13 protein-coding genes are annotated in these 14044 nt (G+C 68.7%); 2 read left to right on the top strand and 11 right to left on the bottom strand.

Annotated elements, in window-relative coordinates; genetic code table 11:
* Positions 1–2: 2 nt before the first annotated feature.
* The 6 genes from ACYQ1Z_RS05630 to ACYQ1Z_RS05605 all read right to left on the bottom strand — a co-directional run bounded on the left by ACYQ1Z_RS05630 (position 3) and on the right by ACYQ1Z_RS05605 (position 5915).
* Positions 3–356 (bottom strand): GNAT family N-acetyltransferase, encoded by a 354-nt coding sequence (locus tag ACYQ1Z_RS05630; protein ID WP_459791514.1) that lies wholly within the window; start codon positions 354–356, stop codon positions 3–5.
* Between the two features lie 92 nt (positions 357–448).
* A complete protein-coding gene (locus tag ACYQ1Z_RS05625) occupies positions 449–724 on the bottom strand; it encodes a hypothetical protein (RefSeq protein ID WP_459791513.1) in 276 nt (91 codons plus the stop codon).
* Positions 717–2732, bottom strand: coding sequence for a glycogen debranching N-terminal domain-containing protein (locus tag ACYQ1Z_RS05620; protein ID WP_459791512.1), 2016 nt, complete (start codon positions 2730–2732; stop codon positions 717–719). Before ACYQ1Z_RS05620 ends, ACYQ1Z_RS05625 begins: the two co-directional genes overlap by 8 nt.
* Positions 2729–4060 carry an MGH1-like glycoside hydrolase domain-containing protein gene (locus ACYQ1Z_RS05615; RefSeq protein WP_459791511.1) on the bottom strand — a complete coding sequence of 444 codons (1332 nt, stop codon included), beginning with the start codon at positions 4058–4060 and terminating at the stop codon, positions 2729–2731. The genes ACYQ1Z_RS05620 and ACYQ1Z_RS05615 overlap by 4 nt, the downstream gene beginning before the upstream one ends.
* Entirely contained in the window at positions 4057–4854 is a 798-nt protein-coding gene (locus ACYQ1Z_RS05610) for a sugar phosphate isomerase/epimerase family protein (protein ID WP_459791510.1), read from the bottom strand. The genes ACYQ1Z_RS05615 and ACYQ1Z_RS05610 overlap by 4 nt, the downstream gene beginning before the upstream one ends.
* Positions 4851–5915 (bottom strand): zinc-dependent alcohol dehydrogenase, encoded by a 1065-nt coding sequence (locus tag ACYQ1Z_RS05605; protein ID WP_459791509.1) that lies wholly within the window; start codon positions 5913–5915, stop codon positions 4851–4853. Before ACYQ1Z_RS05605 ends, ACYQ1Z_RS05610 begins: the two co-directional genes overlap by 4 nt.
* A 119-nt stretch (positions 5916–6034) precedes the next feature.
* Between ACYQ1Z_RS05605 and ACYQ1Z_RS05600 the strand changes: the two genes are divergently transcribed.
* Positions 6035–7033 (top strand): ROK family protein, encoded by a 999-nt coding sequence (locus tag ACYQ1Z_RS05600; RefSeq protein WP_459791508.1) that lies wholly within the window; start codon positions 6035–6037, stop codon positions 7031–7033.
* On the opposite strand, the gene ACYQ1Z_RS05595 is transcribed toward ACYQ1Z_RS05600, so the two are convergent.
* Positions 6997–8811: a class I mannose-6-phosphate isomerase gene (locus ACYQ1Z_RS05595; RefSeq protein ID WP_459791507.1), complete on the bottom strand. Its 1815-nt coding sequence runs from the start codon at positions 8809–8811 to the stop codon at positions 6997–6999. The genes ACYQ1Z_RS05600 and ACYQ1Z_RS05595 overlap by 37 nt on opposite strands.
* Before the next feature lie 89 nt (positions 8812–8900).
* On the opposite strand from ACYQ1Z_RS05595, the gene ACYQ1Z_RS05590 reads away from it, so the two are divergent.
* Positions 8901–9464 (top strand): SGNH/GDSL hydrolase family protein, encoded by a 564-nt coding sequence (locus ACYQ1Z_RS05590; protein WP_459791506.1) that lies wholly within the window; start codon positions 8901–8903, stop codon positions 9462–9464.
* Here ACYQ1Z_RS05590 and ACYQ1Z_RS05585 read toward each other — a convergent pair.
* Genes ACYQ1Z_RS05585 through ACYQ1Z_RS05570 form a run of 4 tightly spaced genes read right to left on the bottom strand, consistent with a single transcriptional unit; the run spans position 9445 to position 14034 of the window.
* Positions 9445–10692 carry an MGH1-like glycoside hydrolase domain-containing protein gene (locus ACYQ1Z_RS05585; protein WP_459791505.1) on the bottom strand — a complete coding sequence of 416 codons (1248 nt, stop codon included), beginning with the start codon at positions 10690–10692 and terminating at the stop codon, positions 9445–9447. The genes ACYQ1Z_RS05590 and ACYQ1Z_RS05585 overlap by 20 nt on opposite strands.
* Positions 10692–11621: a carbohydrate ABC transporter permease gene (locus ACYQ1Z_RS05580; protein ID WP_459791504.1), complete on the bottom strand. Its 930-nt coding sequence runs from the start codon at positions 11619–11621 to the stop codon at positions 10692–10694. Before ACYQ1Z_RS05580 ends, ACYQ1Z_RS05585 begins: the two co-directional genes overlap by 1 nt.
* Complete coding sequence (locus tag ACYQ1Z_RS05575; protein ID WP_459791503.1) at positions 11621–12622, bottom strand: carbohydrate ABC transporter permease; 1002 nt, start codon at positions 12620–12622, stop codon at positions 11621–11623. The genes ACYQ1Z_RS05580 and ACYQ1Z_RS05575 overlap by 1 nt, the downstream gene beginning before the upstream one ends.
* The gene (locus ACYQ1Z_RS05570) at positions 12619–14034 is read right to left on the bottom strand and encodes an ABC transporter substrate-binding protein (RefSeq protein ID WP_459791546.1); all 1416 of its coding nucleotides are present in this window, start codon (positions 14032–14034) and stop codon (positions 12619–12621) included. The genes ACYQ1Z_RS05575 and ACYQ1Z_RS05570 overlap by 4 nt, the downstream gene beginning before the upstream one ends.
* Positions 14035–14044: the final 10 nt, after the last annotated feature.

Raw genomic sequence — 14044 nt, 5'->3', positions numbered from 1 at the left:
CTCTATGCGCGGGCGCGGGCGGCGAGCGCGGCGTCCAGGAATTCCAGGTGCGCGGGCTTCACGGCGGCGGTGTTTTCGGCGTACCCGGGGTGCTTGGCGAGGAACTTCTTGATGTACGGGCAGACCGGCACAATCGCCACCCCGGCGTCCACCGTCTCATCAAGTGCCACGGTGGCGAGCCGGCCGGCCAGGCCCTGCCCGCCGTATTCCTCGTTGACCACCGTGTGGTAGAAAATCCGCTGCGGTGCGCCGCCGCCGTCGTACGCCTTGTACGCGGCCTTGCCGATAACCCGGCCCGAGTCGAGGAGTTCGAAGCGCTCCCGTTCGGCGTTGTGGCGGACGGTGATCTCACTCAAGGGAATCTCCTTCGATGCGGTGGTGGCCTTATTGCGGTGGTGGCCTTGTTGCGCAGGTGGTCCTCTACAGCCTAACCGCGCAGGGCCCCCTGCTAATTCCCGCCCTGCTCCCGGACCAGCCCGTGCGGCACCGCCGGATGTGCGCGCACCACATACGTTCCCTCGCCAACGTCCGTGACCAGGATGCCGGTGCCGTAGCGGTCCGCGGCCTCCCCCACCGTGCGGATGGCTTCGGCCAGGGCACGCGGAGCGTCACGGACGTCCCCTACCCGCACCTCGACCATCCCCGGGCAGCGTTCCCGGTCCCCGCGGGGCGGGCGGGTGGCCGGCGCGTCGGGAGTACGACGCCGGCCCGGCACCTTAGCCATGAACCGCACCAACGGAAGCGGCACCCGGGTCGGCAACCGGGGCAGGTGCGGCGGTCCCGGCAACGGACCCGGAACCGCCGCGGTCTGGGGCGCCGGCAGTGTCACCGGCGAGCCGGCTGGCGGCCAGCCCCGCAGCTGCCGCCCACGCCTGCGGCGACCCTGCGTGGTGGTAGCGCACCGGGGCGGGGAAGTCGGTACGGGAGAACCCGCCGAACAGCTCCGGGAGGGTGTTGCCAAAGTAGGCGGCAGCCTCCCGCATACCGCGCGCCACCTTGGCCGCCTGGTCCCGGAATCCGTAGGCGGCCATGCCCTCTGCCGCGAGCATGGTGTCGTGCGGCCACACGGATCCGTTGTGGTAGGACAGCGGGTGGTAGTAGTGCTGGCCCTCTGCGAGGGTGCGGATCCCCCAGCCGGTGAAGAAGTCGTCCCGGAGCAGCCGCAGCACCACGGCCCGGGCGTCCTCCGGGTACAGGATGCCGGCCCACAGCAGGTGCCCGGCGTTCGAGGCGAGCGCATCGACCTGCCGGCCCTCGCCGTCGACGGCCAGGGCGGGAAAGTCGTGGTCCTGCATCCAGAAGGCCACCCGGAACCTGACCCGCAGCTCATCCGCCAGGGCAACCAGCGCTTCGGCCCAGGCCGGGTCGCCCCACACATCGGCGGCCAGCCGGGCGCACTCCTGCAGGCCCCGCCAGGCGTAGCCCTGCACCTCGGCCAGGGCAATGGCACCGTGCGGTTCCCGGCCGTCGGCGCCCGCGACGGCATCGTGCGAGTCCTTCCAGCCCTGGTGCAGCAGTCCGCCGGGGTCCGGGGTGTAGCGGAGGAACCCGGTGCCGGACAGTCCGCCGTCGCCGAGCATCCAGTCCACCGCGGCCCGCGCGGGCTGTTCCATCTCGCGGAGCAGTTCCGGATCATCCACCTGGCCCAAAGCCATCAGGAACAGCGGCGTGGAGTCCACGGTGCCGTAGTAGCGGCCGTAGGGGACGGCACCCAGCTGGGCCAGCTCGCTGACCCGGACCTCATGGACCATCTTTCCCGGCTGCTCCACCCGCGCCGGATCGTCCACCGTGCCCTGCGTCGCGGCGAGCGCACGAAGCACATCGCCAAGCAGCTCCGGCCGCTCCTGCCGCGCCAGCAGGGACGCCAGCAACGAATCACGGCCGAAGAGCGTCAGGAACCACGGCAGCCCGGCGGCGGGGATGGTCAGGTCCGGCTGCACCGGGCAGGGCATCATCAAGGAGTCGAGGTCCCGCAGGCTGCGGTTCCGCAGCGGGTCGCTGTCCCCTGCAGGCACAGGCACGACGGCGGCGCCCGGTTTTGGTGCCGGGGCTGCGGCCGGGGCGCCGGTGCTGGTGGCGAGCGCAGCGATCGTCAAGGTCTTTGTTTCGCCGGCCGCAAGGGGCAGGTCCCAGGACAGGACAGCCCCGACGAAACGGCCGGCCACCGGCTCGCGGCGGACCGCGGGAGTGAGGCTTGCGGTCACCCGCACCCCCGCTTCGAAAGTGCGGCCCCCGAAGGTGTGCGTGTAGTCGAAGGTGAGGGAGCCGTCGTCGAGCACGGTGAGGCTGCTGGCCGCGGCACTCAGGTCAAAGGTCCTGCCGTCGGTCCGGACCGTGAACTGGTCCGCGAAATCGGTGCCGGCGCGCAGGACCAGGCGGGCGTTCGCGGCCTCCCGGCTGAGGTTCCGGATGGTCAGGGTTTCGGTGAGCCCTGGTGCGTCCAGTTGCTGGGTGCGGACCACAAAGAGGTCGTGGGTCTGGTTCCGCCGCCCGGCCGGGCTCAGGGCGATGTCGCGGCGGTCCGGTTCACGGACGCTGCCGACATCCCAGAAGGTGGACTCGTCGATTTCCAGGATCCAGCGCGACAGCAGCCGGGTGTCCGCCACATACAGGCCCTCCGTTCCCAGCGCCGGCGCGTCGGCGCGGCCCACGCTCCCGTCAGCGGAGCCGCGCATCATGGCTCCGTGGGCCACCAGGACGGAGACTGCGGATGGCGGTGCGACGGCGGTCATGGGGTGCTCCGGTGGTAGGTGGTTTCGAGGGCGAGGGCTGCGGTCCAGCTGAAGCTGCGGGTGCCGTGCGCCTCACCGGTCCAGGGGTTCACGTATTCGGGGAAGTCATGCTCTGCGGCCAGCCGGCCGATGTTGCGGCGCAGGTAGGCCGCCCTTTCGGTGTCACCGTGCTGCTCAAGGGCTTCGGCCACCAGCCAGGACATGTTGAACCAGGCCGGGCCGCGCCAGTAGAGCGCGGGGTTGTGGTCCTCGGCGGTCGCGTCATAGCTGGGTACCAGCAAGGCGCCGTTGCCGAGGAACCGCGGGCCTTTCAGGGTTTCCAGAAGTGCTTCGGCATGGGGCTGGCCGGGCAGGAGCAACGGCACCAATCCGTTGATGGTGGCCCGGGCAACCACGCTGCCGTCGGTGGCGTCCCGTGCGGAGTAGCAGCCCAGTTCCGGGACAAAGAGTCCTTCCATCGCTGCGGTGATCCGGCGGGCACGTTCTGCGTGGATTTCGGCGGGCAGGCCGAGTTCCGTGGCGATGTCCGCCAGCGCCAGCTCGGAGAAGGCCAGGAGCGTGTTGAAGAGGGGGTCCTCCATCAGGAACGGGTAGTCCGGGTCCGCGTCGTCGCAGTTGTGGTCGCGGTAGCGTTCGGCCATCCAGAAGTACTTCCCGTACTCCTTCTGGCTGGGGCGCTCCCCCGGGTCGGCATGCAGCAGGTCGGGCCGCTCCAGCGCTGTTTTGCAGTCATCGGAGATCCGGGTCATCACCGTGTCCCACAGCGGTGAGTTGTCGGTGCCGGACTCCCAGGGGTGCACGATGCAGGCCAGTCCGGAGCCGCCGCGGTCCCGCCGGCCGGTGAGGTAGTGGTGCCAGTGCACGAGCTTGGGATAGTTCCGTTCCAGGAAGGACCGGCGGCGGGATTCTGCCGGGTCTGCCTGGTGGATTTTCCACACGGCCCAGGCGTGGTTGGGCGGCTGGACCAGGCCTGCAGTGTCCACGCGCCGCGGGGCTCCGGGGATGGACCGGGACTGCCAGAACGAGGCGCCGGGGGCATAATCCTGGTCGCGGTGGGGGTCGAAGACGATCTGCGGCAGCCGGCCGTCATCCCATTGCCCGGCAAACAGGGCGTCCATCTCCTGGCCGGCCCGCCGGGGCGAGACCCGGCTCAGACCCACAGCGATGAAGGACGAGTCCCAGCTCCACTGGTGCGGGTAGAGTCCCGCCGCGGGGACGGTGTGGGTGCTGCGCCAGTTCGCCTCCAAAACGGCGGTGGAGCGCGCAGCGATGGAACGGGCGGCGATGGACTTGACTGCCGGGCTGAGGTTGGAGTCCGCGCCAGTCACAGGTACCGCCCCAGCAGGGAGGGCACGCGTGGCAGGACCTCGTCGGCGGGGCCGGACAGCCGCGATTCCAAGGCAACGGTGCCCTGGTAGCCGATGGAGCGCAGGGTGGCGCCGAACAGGGCCCAGTCGATGTGGCCGGCCCCCGGCTCCAGGCGGTTCGAGTCGCTCGCCTGTACGTGGCCGATGTAGTCGGCAGCATCCTGCAGCGCGGCGGCCGGATCACTTTCCTCGATGTTCATGTGGTAGGTGTCCGGCGCCAGGCGGACAGTGTCCAGGCCTACATACTTCAGCAGCCGCACGCCGTCCGCGAGCCGGTTGACCATGTGGTCCTCGTACCGGTTCAGCGGTTCCAGGTAGATCTCCACACCCTCGCTGGCCGCGTGTTCGCCGAGGGCCGTGAAGGCCTCCACCAGCACGGCGGTGTCTTCCTCTTCGGAGCGCGGCGGCACGAACGGAGGCAGCCGCTTCGAGAACATGCCGTACGAGGCGGGCGTCATCACGCCGCGGCCGCCGATCTCAGCCATCACACTGAGCTGGGATTTGAGCTGTACGACGGCATCCTGCCTGAGTTCGTCGTCGAAGGCCCCAACGAAGTGGGACATCTCCACGCAGGCGGTGGGCATCACCACCCCGGCCTTGCGGGCCCGTTTCAGTTCGGGCAGGCGTGCCTCGAACTGAAGGTTCCCGGCGGAGCGCAGCTCGATGCCGTCGAAGCCCCAGGCGAGCGCGTGTTCGAATTTCTCCTCCAGGCTGCCGCCGGGAAGGTGCTGTTCCTGCACCGTGATGAGGGTCATGAAAACTCCAATACAACCTGGAGCGCGGACGCCGGGTCCGTGTCCAGGAGTTCGTAGGCCTTGGCGGAATCCTCCAAGGGGAAGGTGTGGGTGACGAGGGAAGGGGCGTCCACCAGCCCGCTGGCCAGGTGGTCCACCACTGTCTGCTGAAGCCGGGGCACGGTCCATCGTGAACGGAGCCGGTTGGGAACGGACCCGATTTGCGAGGCCAGGAGCTGGACGCGGTTGTGGTGGAACTCCTCGCCGAAGCGGACGCCGGCGGCCTCGCCCTGGTAAAAGCCGGCGGCGATGACGGTGCCGTCCGCTCCGACGGCGCGGGTGGCCTCGTGCAGTGCCCGGTAGTTGCCGCTGAGTTCGATGGCAACGTCGACGCCCGCGCCGCTGGTGATCCGCCGGATGGTGTCGGCCAGTTGCGGGGACGGGTGCAGTGCGTGCGATGCGCCCCATTCGAGGGCCTTGGCGCGCCGGGCTTCAAGACCGTCCACCACAATGACCGTGGCGCCGTTCAGCACGGCGAAGCGGGTGGCCAGCAGTCCGATGACACCTTGGCCGAAGATCGCCACAGTGGATCCGGGGCCGAGGTCTGCGGCCAGCACCGCACTGAGCGCAATGGCCCCGACCCGGACAAAAGCCCCGGCCATGGGGTCCATGCCAGGCGGGAGCACGTGGCCGCGCAGGGATTCCGCAGCGAGGATGCCCTCGTCCCGGTGGCCCCAGATGCCCCAGACAATGTCGCCCGGCTGCACGGCGGGGTCTGATTCCGCGGACCCCGCTGGCTGGCCTGCGGGCGGGGCGATCTCCACCACCTCGCCCACTTCCGAATACCCCCACCCGTCCAGCGGGTAGCCGAGGGATTCGTGGCCTGGCTGGAACAGCCGCGAGGTGGGGTCCCACACAGAGGTCAAGTACGGGTTGGTGCCACGGTAGGCCGTCAGTTCCGTTCCGGCAGAGATGCCGGAGTAGATGGTCCGGACGCGGGCCTGGCCCGGCTCCAGCGGGTCAGCGGGATGGTCAATGATTTCGACGCTGCGGGGAGCGGCGATGCGCAGGAAGCGGGACACTTTGCGGTTGTTCCTTAAGTGTGGGAAGTGCCGGTAAGTATGTGATGCAAACGACATTAGCATAGTCGCTAGCCAACTTGTGTATAGAAGTTATGCAGAATCTGCAGTATGTTCATCACATGCTTCCAGACGCACCAACACCTGTCCTTGAAGTGGGCGGTACGCATGTCACCGCAGCCCTGGTGGAGGGGGGCCACGGGACCGGAATTCCGGGCCCAGGGAGCTGGCGGATCCTGCCGGACAGCATTGTCCGCCGGGATCTTGACGCCCATGCCCCGGCCAGCCGGCTGCTGGATGAGCTCGCCCGGGCCGCCGGGGAGGCCACCGCACGGACGGGCAGGGAGCACACCGGCCGCTGGGGCGCTGCCGTCCCCGGGCCCTTCGACTACCGGCACGGCATCGCCCGCTATGAGGGCGTGGGCAAGTTCGACTCCCTGAACGGGGTGGACGTCGGCGCCGGCCTGGCTGACCGGCTGGGGGACGCCGCCGCCAGCATCACGTTCCTCAATGACGCGGACGCTTTCGGCCTGGGCGAGTTCGCGCTCGGCACCGCCGGGGCGAGCCGCCGCTGCGTGTGCATCACCCTGGGCACGGGCGTCGGGTCGGTGTTCCTGGCGGACGGACTGCCGGTCAAAAGCGGCGCCGACGTCCCGCCGGACGGCAGCTGCTACCTCATCGAATTCCAGGGCAAGCCGCTGGAGGATACCGTCTCGCGGCGCGCCATCCGCCGGGCCTACGCGGCCGCGGCGGCTATCGGTCCCGGCCCGGCCCGCAGCACGTCCGACGGCGGCACGTCGCCCGGGCTGCCGGACGTCCGGGAGATCGCCGCAGCAGCACGGGCGGGCGACCCTGTGGCGGCCGCCGTCGTGCAGCATTCCTTCGGTTCCCTGGGCGACGCCCTGGCCCCGTACCTGAAACGGTTCGGGGCTGACATCCTGATCGTGGGCGGCTCCATGGCCGGGTCGTGGGACCTCGTGGAACCGGCACTGCGGACCGGCCTGGCCAAGGCAGCGCCCGCGCTGGCCGGGCTGCCCATCACCAGGGCCGGCCACGGGGAAGCCGCCGGCCTGGTGGGCGCGGCCTACTGGGCGGGCCGGGCCGCCACGGACCGCCGGTAGTCAACCACCGGGGCCGGCAGCGCCGTTTCGGTGCCGCGGACATACGCCTTCACGGTCGCCAACTGCTGCCCCACCCCGGCACCGTGCGGGCGGATGGTGTACTCACCGACCGACGCGGGGATGATGAACGTCTCTGCATAGCTCACGACGAACGGTTCGAAGCTGCCGTCCGTGCTTTCCACCACGGCCTCGGGCCCCTCCACGAGGTTGAGCACGTTGACGGTGCCATTGGTGGAGTGCTGTACCGCGTCCGTGAACCAGTGCCGGCGGACCTCGATGAACTCCAGTTCGTGCAGGCCCGTGCGTTCCTCCGTCCAGCCGGGGCCGGAGGCCAGCTGCTGGACCTGGTCCACCAGCTGCTCCCGGGCCCATTCGGTGTCCCGGTCCCACTGGATGTTCCGGCTGGCATGCTCCACGTGGATCGGCCGGGGCCGCCCGTCCAGGCCCACCCGGTCCCAGTCCCACATCTTGAACGTAAAGATGTACGGGGTGGCCGAGATTTCCAGGACCATCGAGTTCGCCCCGGAACAGTGCACGGTGCCGGCGGGGATGGAGAAGTGGTCGTGCTTCTTCGCCGGGAACGCGTTGATGTAGTCCTCGGCCGGGAAGTGCGTGCCGCCGTCGGACGCCTTGTTCAGGTCCTTGAGCATGGAGTCCGGGTCCGTGCCGCTCTTCAGCCCCAGGTACACCACCGCGTCCGGGCCGGCATCGAGGAGGTAGTAGCTCTCGTCCTGGGTGTAGTGCATCCCGAAACGGTCCTGGATGTACTCGGTGAGCGGGTGCACCTGCAGGGACAGGTTGCCGCCCTCCATGGTGTCCAGGAAGTCGAAGCGGATAGGAAATTCCGCGCCAAACCGCGCGTACGTCTTTGGCCCGAGCAGTGCCGCGGGCTGGGTGAACACCACGTCCACCGACGGCAATTCCACCACCTGCCCGCCGACGTCCAGCAGGATGCTGTTCTCCTCCGGGACGCAGTCGAAGCACCAGGCGTAGTTGTCGGCGTCGCTGTCCAGGCCGATGACCTTCTTCATCCACTGCCCGCCCCACACACCGGGATCAAAGAACGGCACCACCCGGAACGGTGCCGCGGCGGCGGCCGCCATGCCTTGGTGGAACGCCTCCCCCGTGATCACGGCCCCTTCCCGGATGCTGCGGTTGGTATCCAGGACGTAGTCGACGGCGGGAAACAGGGCCCGCTTGTGCCGGTCCGCCACGCGCCATTCCACGAAGAAGCTGCGCTTGTATTTGCGCAGGTTGTCCTCGCCCGTGTTGCGGCAGCGCCAGTTCGGCGCACCCGCGCGCTGCCGCTGCTGCAGTTCCCAGCGCGCCATGTCCGCCAAAACCAGCGTCCGCACCGGCAGCGGGACCAGCGCCGCACCCCAGCCCACCAGGACTACGGGAGCGTCCGACGCCGACACCTGGCCGGCGAGGTCCGCCATCCTTTGCGCATCGTAGAAGTCGGCGAGGGTGTGGTGGCTGAGGACCCCAAAGACGCGGTCGTCCGTAAGGTTCGCGGCGATCAGGGCATCGATCTCGGCGATGGGCCGGGCCGCAAAGTCCTCCACGTCCAGGATGCGGTGCTGGGGCAGGACCTCCCCGAGAAAGTCCACCAGCCCGGCCAGGTCCACGCCGGGGTAGGTATCAACCACGATGGGCCGCCGCGCGGGTCCATGCGCGGCAATTTGCAGCCACGCCTCCCGCCCGGTCCAGGCCCGGTGGTCGCCGGGGATGGTGACAGTGGGGAACTTGTCGTAGCTGCGGGGAGGAGTGTGGCTCATGGTCTTCCGATCGGTGTACTGCTGTTGCTAACGTGGCACGGGCGCCCACCCGGGGCGTACTGGAGAAAGGCGGCGCCGTGGTTCGGCGGATGGTTTCGTACGGGCATTCCTGGATTGACGGGGACGGCGCTTCCGGCCCGGAAGCGTGCCTCGCCGCCCGGACAGCGGACCTGCTGGGGCTGGAGCTGGACAACCGGGGCGTGGGCGGCAGCAGCAGCACAGGAACGGCCGCCCTGGTCCAGGCCGGCCCGCCACCGGCAGCCAGCCTCTACCTGCTGATGACGGGACTGAACGACCTGCGCCTGGGCGGCGACTCGCCGTCGGCCCTCTCCGGCTACGCCGCGTCGCTGCAGACCATTCTGGACGCCTTCACCCAGGCTTCCCCGGACGCACTGGTGGTGGCGGTTGCGCAGCCGCACCTGCTGGACTTCAGCCTCCACGCGCCGCACAACCGCGGCTCCAACGATCTCGTGGACATCTACAACCGGGAGCTGCGCACGGTGGCGGCCCGTTATCCCCGCGTGGTGGTGGCGGAGCCGGACGGCTGGGATGCCGCGTCCATGCTGGACGAGGACACCGTCCACGCGAACGACGCCGGCCACGCCTGCCTGGCGCAGGCCGCCGCCCGCGCGGCTACTGCTGCATGGCAATGACAAGCCCCGCCCACGTCTGGGGTACGGCGCCCAGGCCGTGCCCGTTATTCGGGTTCCAGTACTCCGCCCAGCCGCTGGCCTCGGCGCCGGCTGCGGTGAGGTCGGCGAGCGCTGCCGCTTCCTGTTCCATGCCCTGGCCCCGAAAGGCCTGCTGGAAGAGGTAGTTCAGCGGCGGCCAGGCCGGCCCCCGCCAGTACATGTCGGGATCGTAGGCCGGGTGCTCCCGGGCCACGTTCGCAGGCCCGAACGGGGCGCCGAACCGGGCAGGGTGGGACAGCTGTGCGAGGGCCGCCCGCGCTTTCCGGGCGTCCGCGGTGACCAGCGCGCCCATAACGCCGTCGCTGATCGGGATGCGGACCGACGGCCCGCCACCGATCACTGCCTGGTCGGACCAGAGCTGTTCGTTCTCGTCCCAGAGGTGCTCGTCCATGGCCATGGCCAGTTCATGGGCGCGCGCGGCCAGTTGGGCGTCGCCGGTCACGGCGGCGAGTTCGCGCATGTTGAAGGCGGTGTAGGCGTTAAATGCTGCGGGACAGGCCACGAAGCTGGTGGACCAGGCGGCGGAGCCGTCCTCAGCAAAGGACACCTCGTTCATCCGTTCCTTGTTCCAGGCGGTCCGGGCAGGCCTGCTGTAGCCCTCCCTGGTCCGGCCGGGGGCGCCCCAGTCGTCCCAGCGGGGCGAATGGTCGTTGCCGGCCTCCCACGGGTGGACCACGTAGATGAGCCCGTCCGTGGTGCGCCGGTTGTCCCAGAGCCAGTCCAGCCCGGCCTTCGCCTTGGCCAGCAATGTTTCCGGGATGTGGATCCCGGCGTCCGTGAGCAGCCTGATGGCGTGCCCGAACATGGGTGGCTGGGTCAGCGAGGAGGTTCCCGGCAACGGGCCAAGCCACGTGTCCGGGCCCGCGCCGCCGTACCGCATGTGCGGCACCATGCCGTTCTCCAGTTGCCCCGCCAGGACGGCGTCGAGTTCCTGCAGCGCCCGCGCGTCTCCGAGCCGGGCCCAGATGATCGCGTGGAAGCAGGAGTCCCACAGCCACAGGTGCGGGTAGGTGCCGGGGTTGGGGACGGAGTAGCCGTACTCCGGACGCCAGTGCGCCTCCAGCAGGTCCCTGACGACGGCGCTCCGGCCGGCAGGCAAAGGAGGCGCGGCCGCGGTGGGCGGCACCTCCCCGAAGCCCTGAGCGGGGGCGGCGGCCGTCGTCGTCGGACGTGGTGCCTGCTCCCCCATCACCCTTTCTCAGCCCCGGCGGTCAAACCCTCGGTGAGGAGGCGCTCGGCGGCGAAGAAAATGACGATGATGGGCAGCGTGAGGATCACCGAGCCGGCCATCAGCACCGTGGTGGGCACCTCAATACTGCCCGCCAGCTGGGACAGGCCCAGGGACACCGTCCAGTTGGGCCGCGTATTTACCAGGAACAGCAGCGCGAACAGGAACTCGTTCCACGCGATCATGAAGACGAACAGGCCGTTGCTGACGATGGCCGGCATGGCCAGTGGCAGGCTGATCCGGCGCAGGACGCCCAGGCGGCTGCAGCCGTCAAGGGCGGCGGCTTCCTCAAGGCTGGTGGGGATGGTGTCGAAGTAGTTGCGGAGCATGTAGATGGTGACCGGGATGACCTGGGCCACGTACACGATCAGCAAAGCTACCAGCTGGCCGCGCAGGCCCACCCGGGTGAAAAAGGTAAACAACGGAATGGCCAGCAGGATGCTGGGGAACAGGTAGACGGCCAGGAACAGGCCGCTGACCTGGCGCCGGCCGAAAAAGTTCAGCCGGCTGATCGCGTAGGAGCCCGGGATGGCGACCAGCAGCGAGATCAGCACCGTGCCCAGGGCCACCAGGGCGCTGTTGCCCATGAACTTCAGGAAGCCGTGGCCGCCCTGGTTTTCCGGGGTCATGATGGCCGTGTAGGCGTTCCAGTTCAGTTCGGCGAACGGGATGGCCAGCGACCCCGGGTCCCGCAGCAGCGATTCCAGCGGCCGGATGGACAGGATGAACATGTAGTAGAAGGGGAACAGCGTCACAAGGAGCAGGCCGATAATGACCACCCAGCGCAGGACGCCGAACACCTTCGTTTCAATGACGTCCCGGGACCACCCGGAGCGCGGTTCACGCCGTTCCGGGGAGGAGGGCCGCCTGGTTTCAACGGGTACCGCCATCAGGAGACCTCCTCTTTCCTGGTGAAGAACTTGATGTAGATGCCGACGAACAGGCCCAGGATCAGGGCCAGCACCAGTGCCTGGGCGGACGCTGCACCGATGTCGCCGCGGGCGGTGAGGAAGTTGTAGACCGTCACGGCCACAACCTCGGTTCCGGCGCCGCCGCCGGTGAGGAGGTAGATGTCGTCGAAGCTGTTGAACGTCCAGATGAAGCGGAGGACGGAAAGCATGGCGATGGTGGGCAGCAGTTGCGGGAGGATGATGTAGAAGAACCGCTGGATGGGGGTGGCGCCGTCAACCCGTGCGGCTTCCTCCAGGCTGTCCGGCACCGCGTGGAGCCGTGCGGTGAGGAAGAGGAAGGCGAACGGGAACGAACGCCAGGCTTCGAACAGGATCACGGCCACCAGCGCCGTGGGGATCTGGAACTGCAGGCCCAGGAGGTTCACGTCCCTGGTGCGCTCACTGAGGAACGGGATGGATTCCTCCCAGCCGAACAACTGTTTGCCCCAGTAGTTGATGACGCCGAACTGGGGGTCCAGCATAGTGGCCCAGGTGAACGTGACGGCGACAATGGGCGCCACGTACGGGAGCAGCATTGACGCGCGGATCAGGGTCCGGCCCTTGAACGGCTTGCGGAGCGCGAGCGAGGCGATCAGGCCCAGGAGGATCGCGCCGGTGGTGCCGAAGATGGAATACGCCAGGGTGGTGCCCAGGGCCTGGAAGAAGCTTCCGGAAAAGACGTTGTCAAAGTTGGCGATGGTGTACGGGCCGAACAGGCCGGCCTGCCGGATGTTGAGGATCCTGACGCGCTGAAAGGCCAGCACGAGGGTCCACAGGATGGGCAGGACCACCATGACCAGCACCAGGACCAGGGTGGGTGAAAGCAGGCCAAGGCCGGCCCTCTGTTCCTCCCTGGCCATGGGGGATTTCTTGGGGCGGCGCCCCGGCAGGCCGGCGGCTGATGCCGCCGGGCCTGCCGGAACGTCCTTTTTCAGGCTCACTGCAACGAATCCTTGATGGACTTCAGGGCCTCGGCGGCCTGCTTGGCTGCCGTTGCGGGGTCGACGCCGCCGGAGGTGACGTCGCTGACGGCCTTTGCGATGGGCAGTTCGCCAAGGGCGGCACCCACCAGGTCGCCCTGGCCCTGGGTGATGCCCCAGCGCTTCAGCTCGTCCGGGCCCTGCTGCAGGACGGAGATAACGTCTTCGGAGTAGAAGTTGCCCAAGGGCTCCTTGCGGTCCACGCCCGCCGGCATGGCCTTCCACTTGTCCGCGTACTCATTGGCGTTGTCGGCGTTGCCGGCGCGGACGGGCAGGCGGCCTTCCGGGGCGATGGAAAGCCAGTCGGCGTAGCCGGTGCTCATGAAGTACTCCACGAACTTACGGGCGGAGTCGGTGGCGGAGTCCTTGGTGATGGTCCAGGAGACCACCTCACCGAACTGCGCGGGCTGGTCGCCGTCCGGGCCCTGGATGCCGGTCACGACGCCGGTGTTCTTGGCCAGGAACGTGGGGTCGGCCACGCACTCGGCGCAGGTGGGCTTGGCGTCGTCGCGCAGGCCTGCCATCTCGTCCAGCAGGAACGTTGACCAGATGGCCATGGCTGCGTCACCGGCGAAATAGGAGGCACGGACGGAGTCCACGTCCTGGGCGCCGGGAACGGAGTAGTCACGGAGCATGTCGCGGTAGAACTCGAGGGCTCCGATGCACTCCGGGCTGTCGAAGGTGATGTCACCGCTGTCGTTGACCATCTCGCAGCCGTTGCCCTGGGCGATGTGCTCGAACGTCTGCTGGGTAAAGGCTTCGCCCGGCTTGTTCGCGGCCACCAGGCCGGCCAGTTCGGGGGTGTCCAGCTTCTGGGCTGCGGCCTTGATGTCGTCGTAGGTCTTCGGCGGGGTGATGCCGGCCTTCTCGAACAGGTCCTTGCGGTAGTACAGCAGCTGCTGCCATGAGGAGTCCGGGACGGACAGCTGCTCGTCGCCCTCGCGGGTCAGTTCAAGCGCCCGGGAAGAGAAGGTGTCCTCACCCAGGGTCTTGACCACCTCGGCGTTGGCACTGCCGTCGACGAGGTCGTTGGCAGCCAGGGTGCGGACCTGCGCCAGGGAGATGGACCCGATGACATCGGGAAGGTCGCCGGCAGCCGCGGAGGACGTCAGGACCTGGTTGAACTGGTCCTCGGGAACTCCCACGAGCTCCACCTGGACGCCGGATTCGGCCGTGAACTTGGCAATGATGTCTTTGGTCTTGGCCACCCTGTCGGGAAGGGTATCGGCGGTCCACACTGTGATGGCTTCGCCTCCGGTTCCGCCCGTGGGTCCGGCGTCAGAGCCTTCATCCTGGGTACAGCCCGCCAGCATGGCCGCGGCCAAGGTTGCGGCGGCAAGCACGGCCATCTGGGACCGGCCTCTGGTTCTCATCACTTCGGTG

Source organism: Arthrobacter sp. AD-310, from assembly GCF_054656615.1.
Note: the sequence above shows the minus strand (reverse complement) of the source record. Positions and strands in the feature narration are given on the sequence as shown.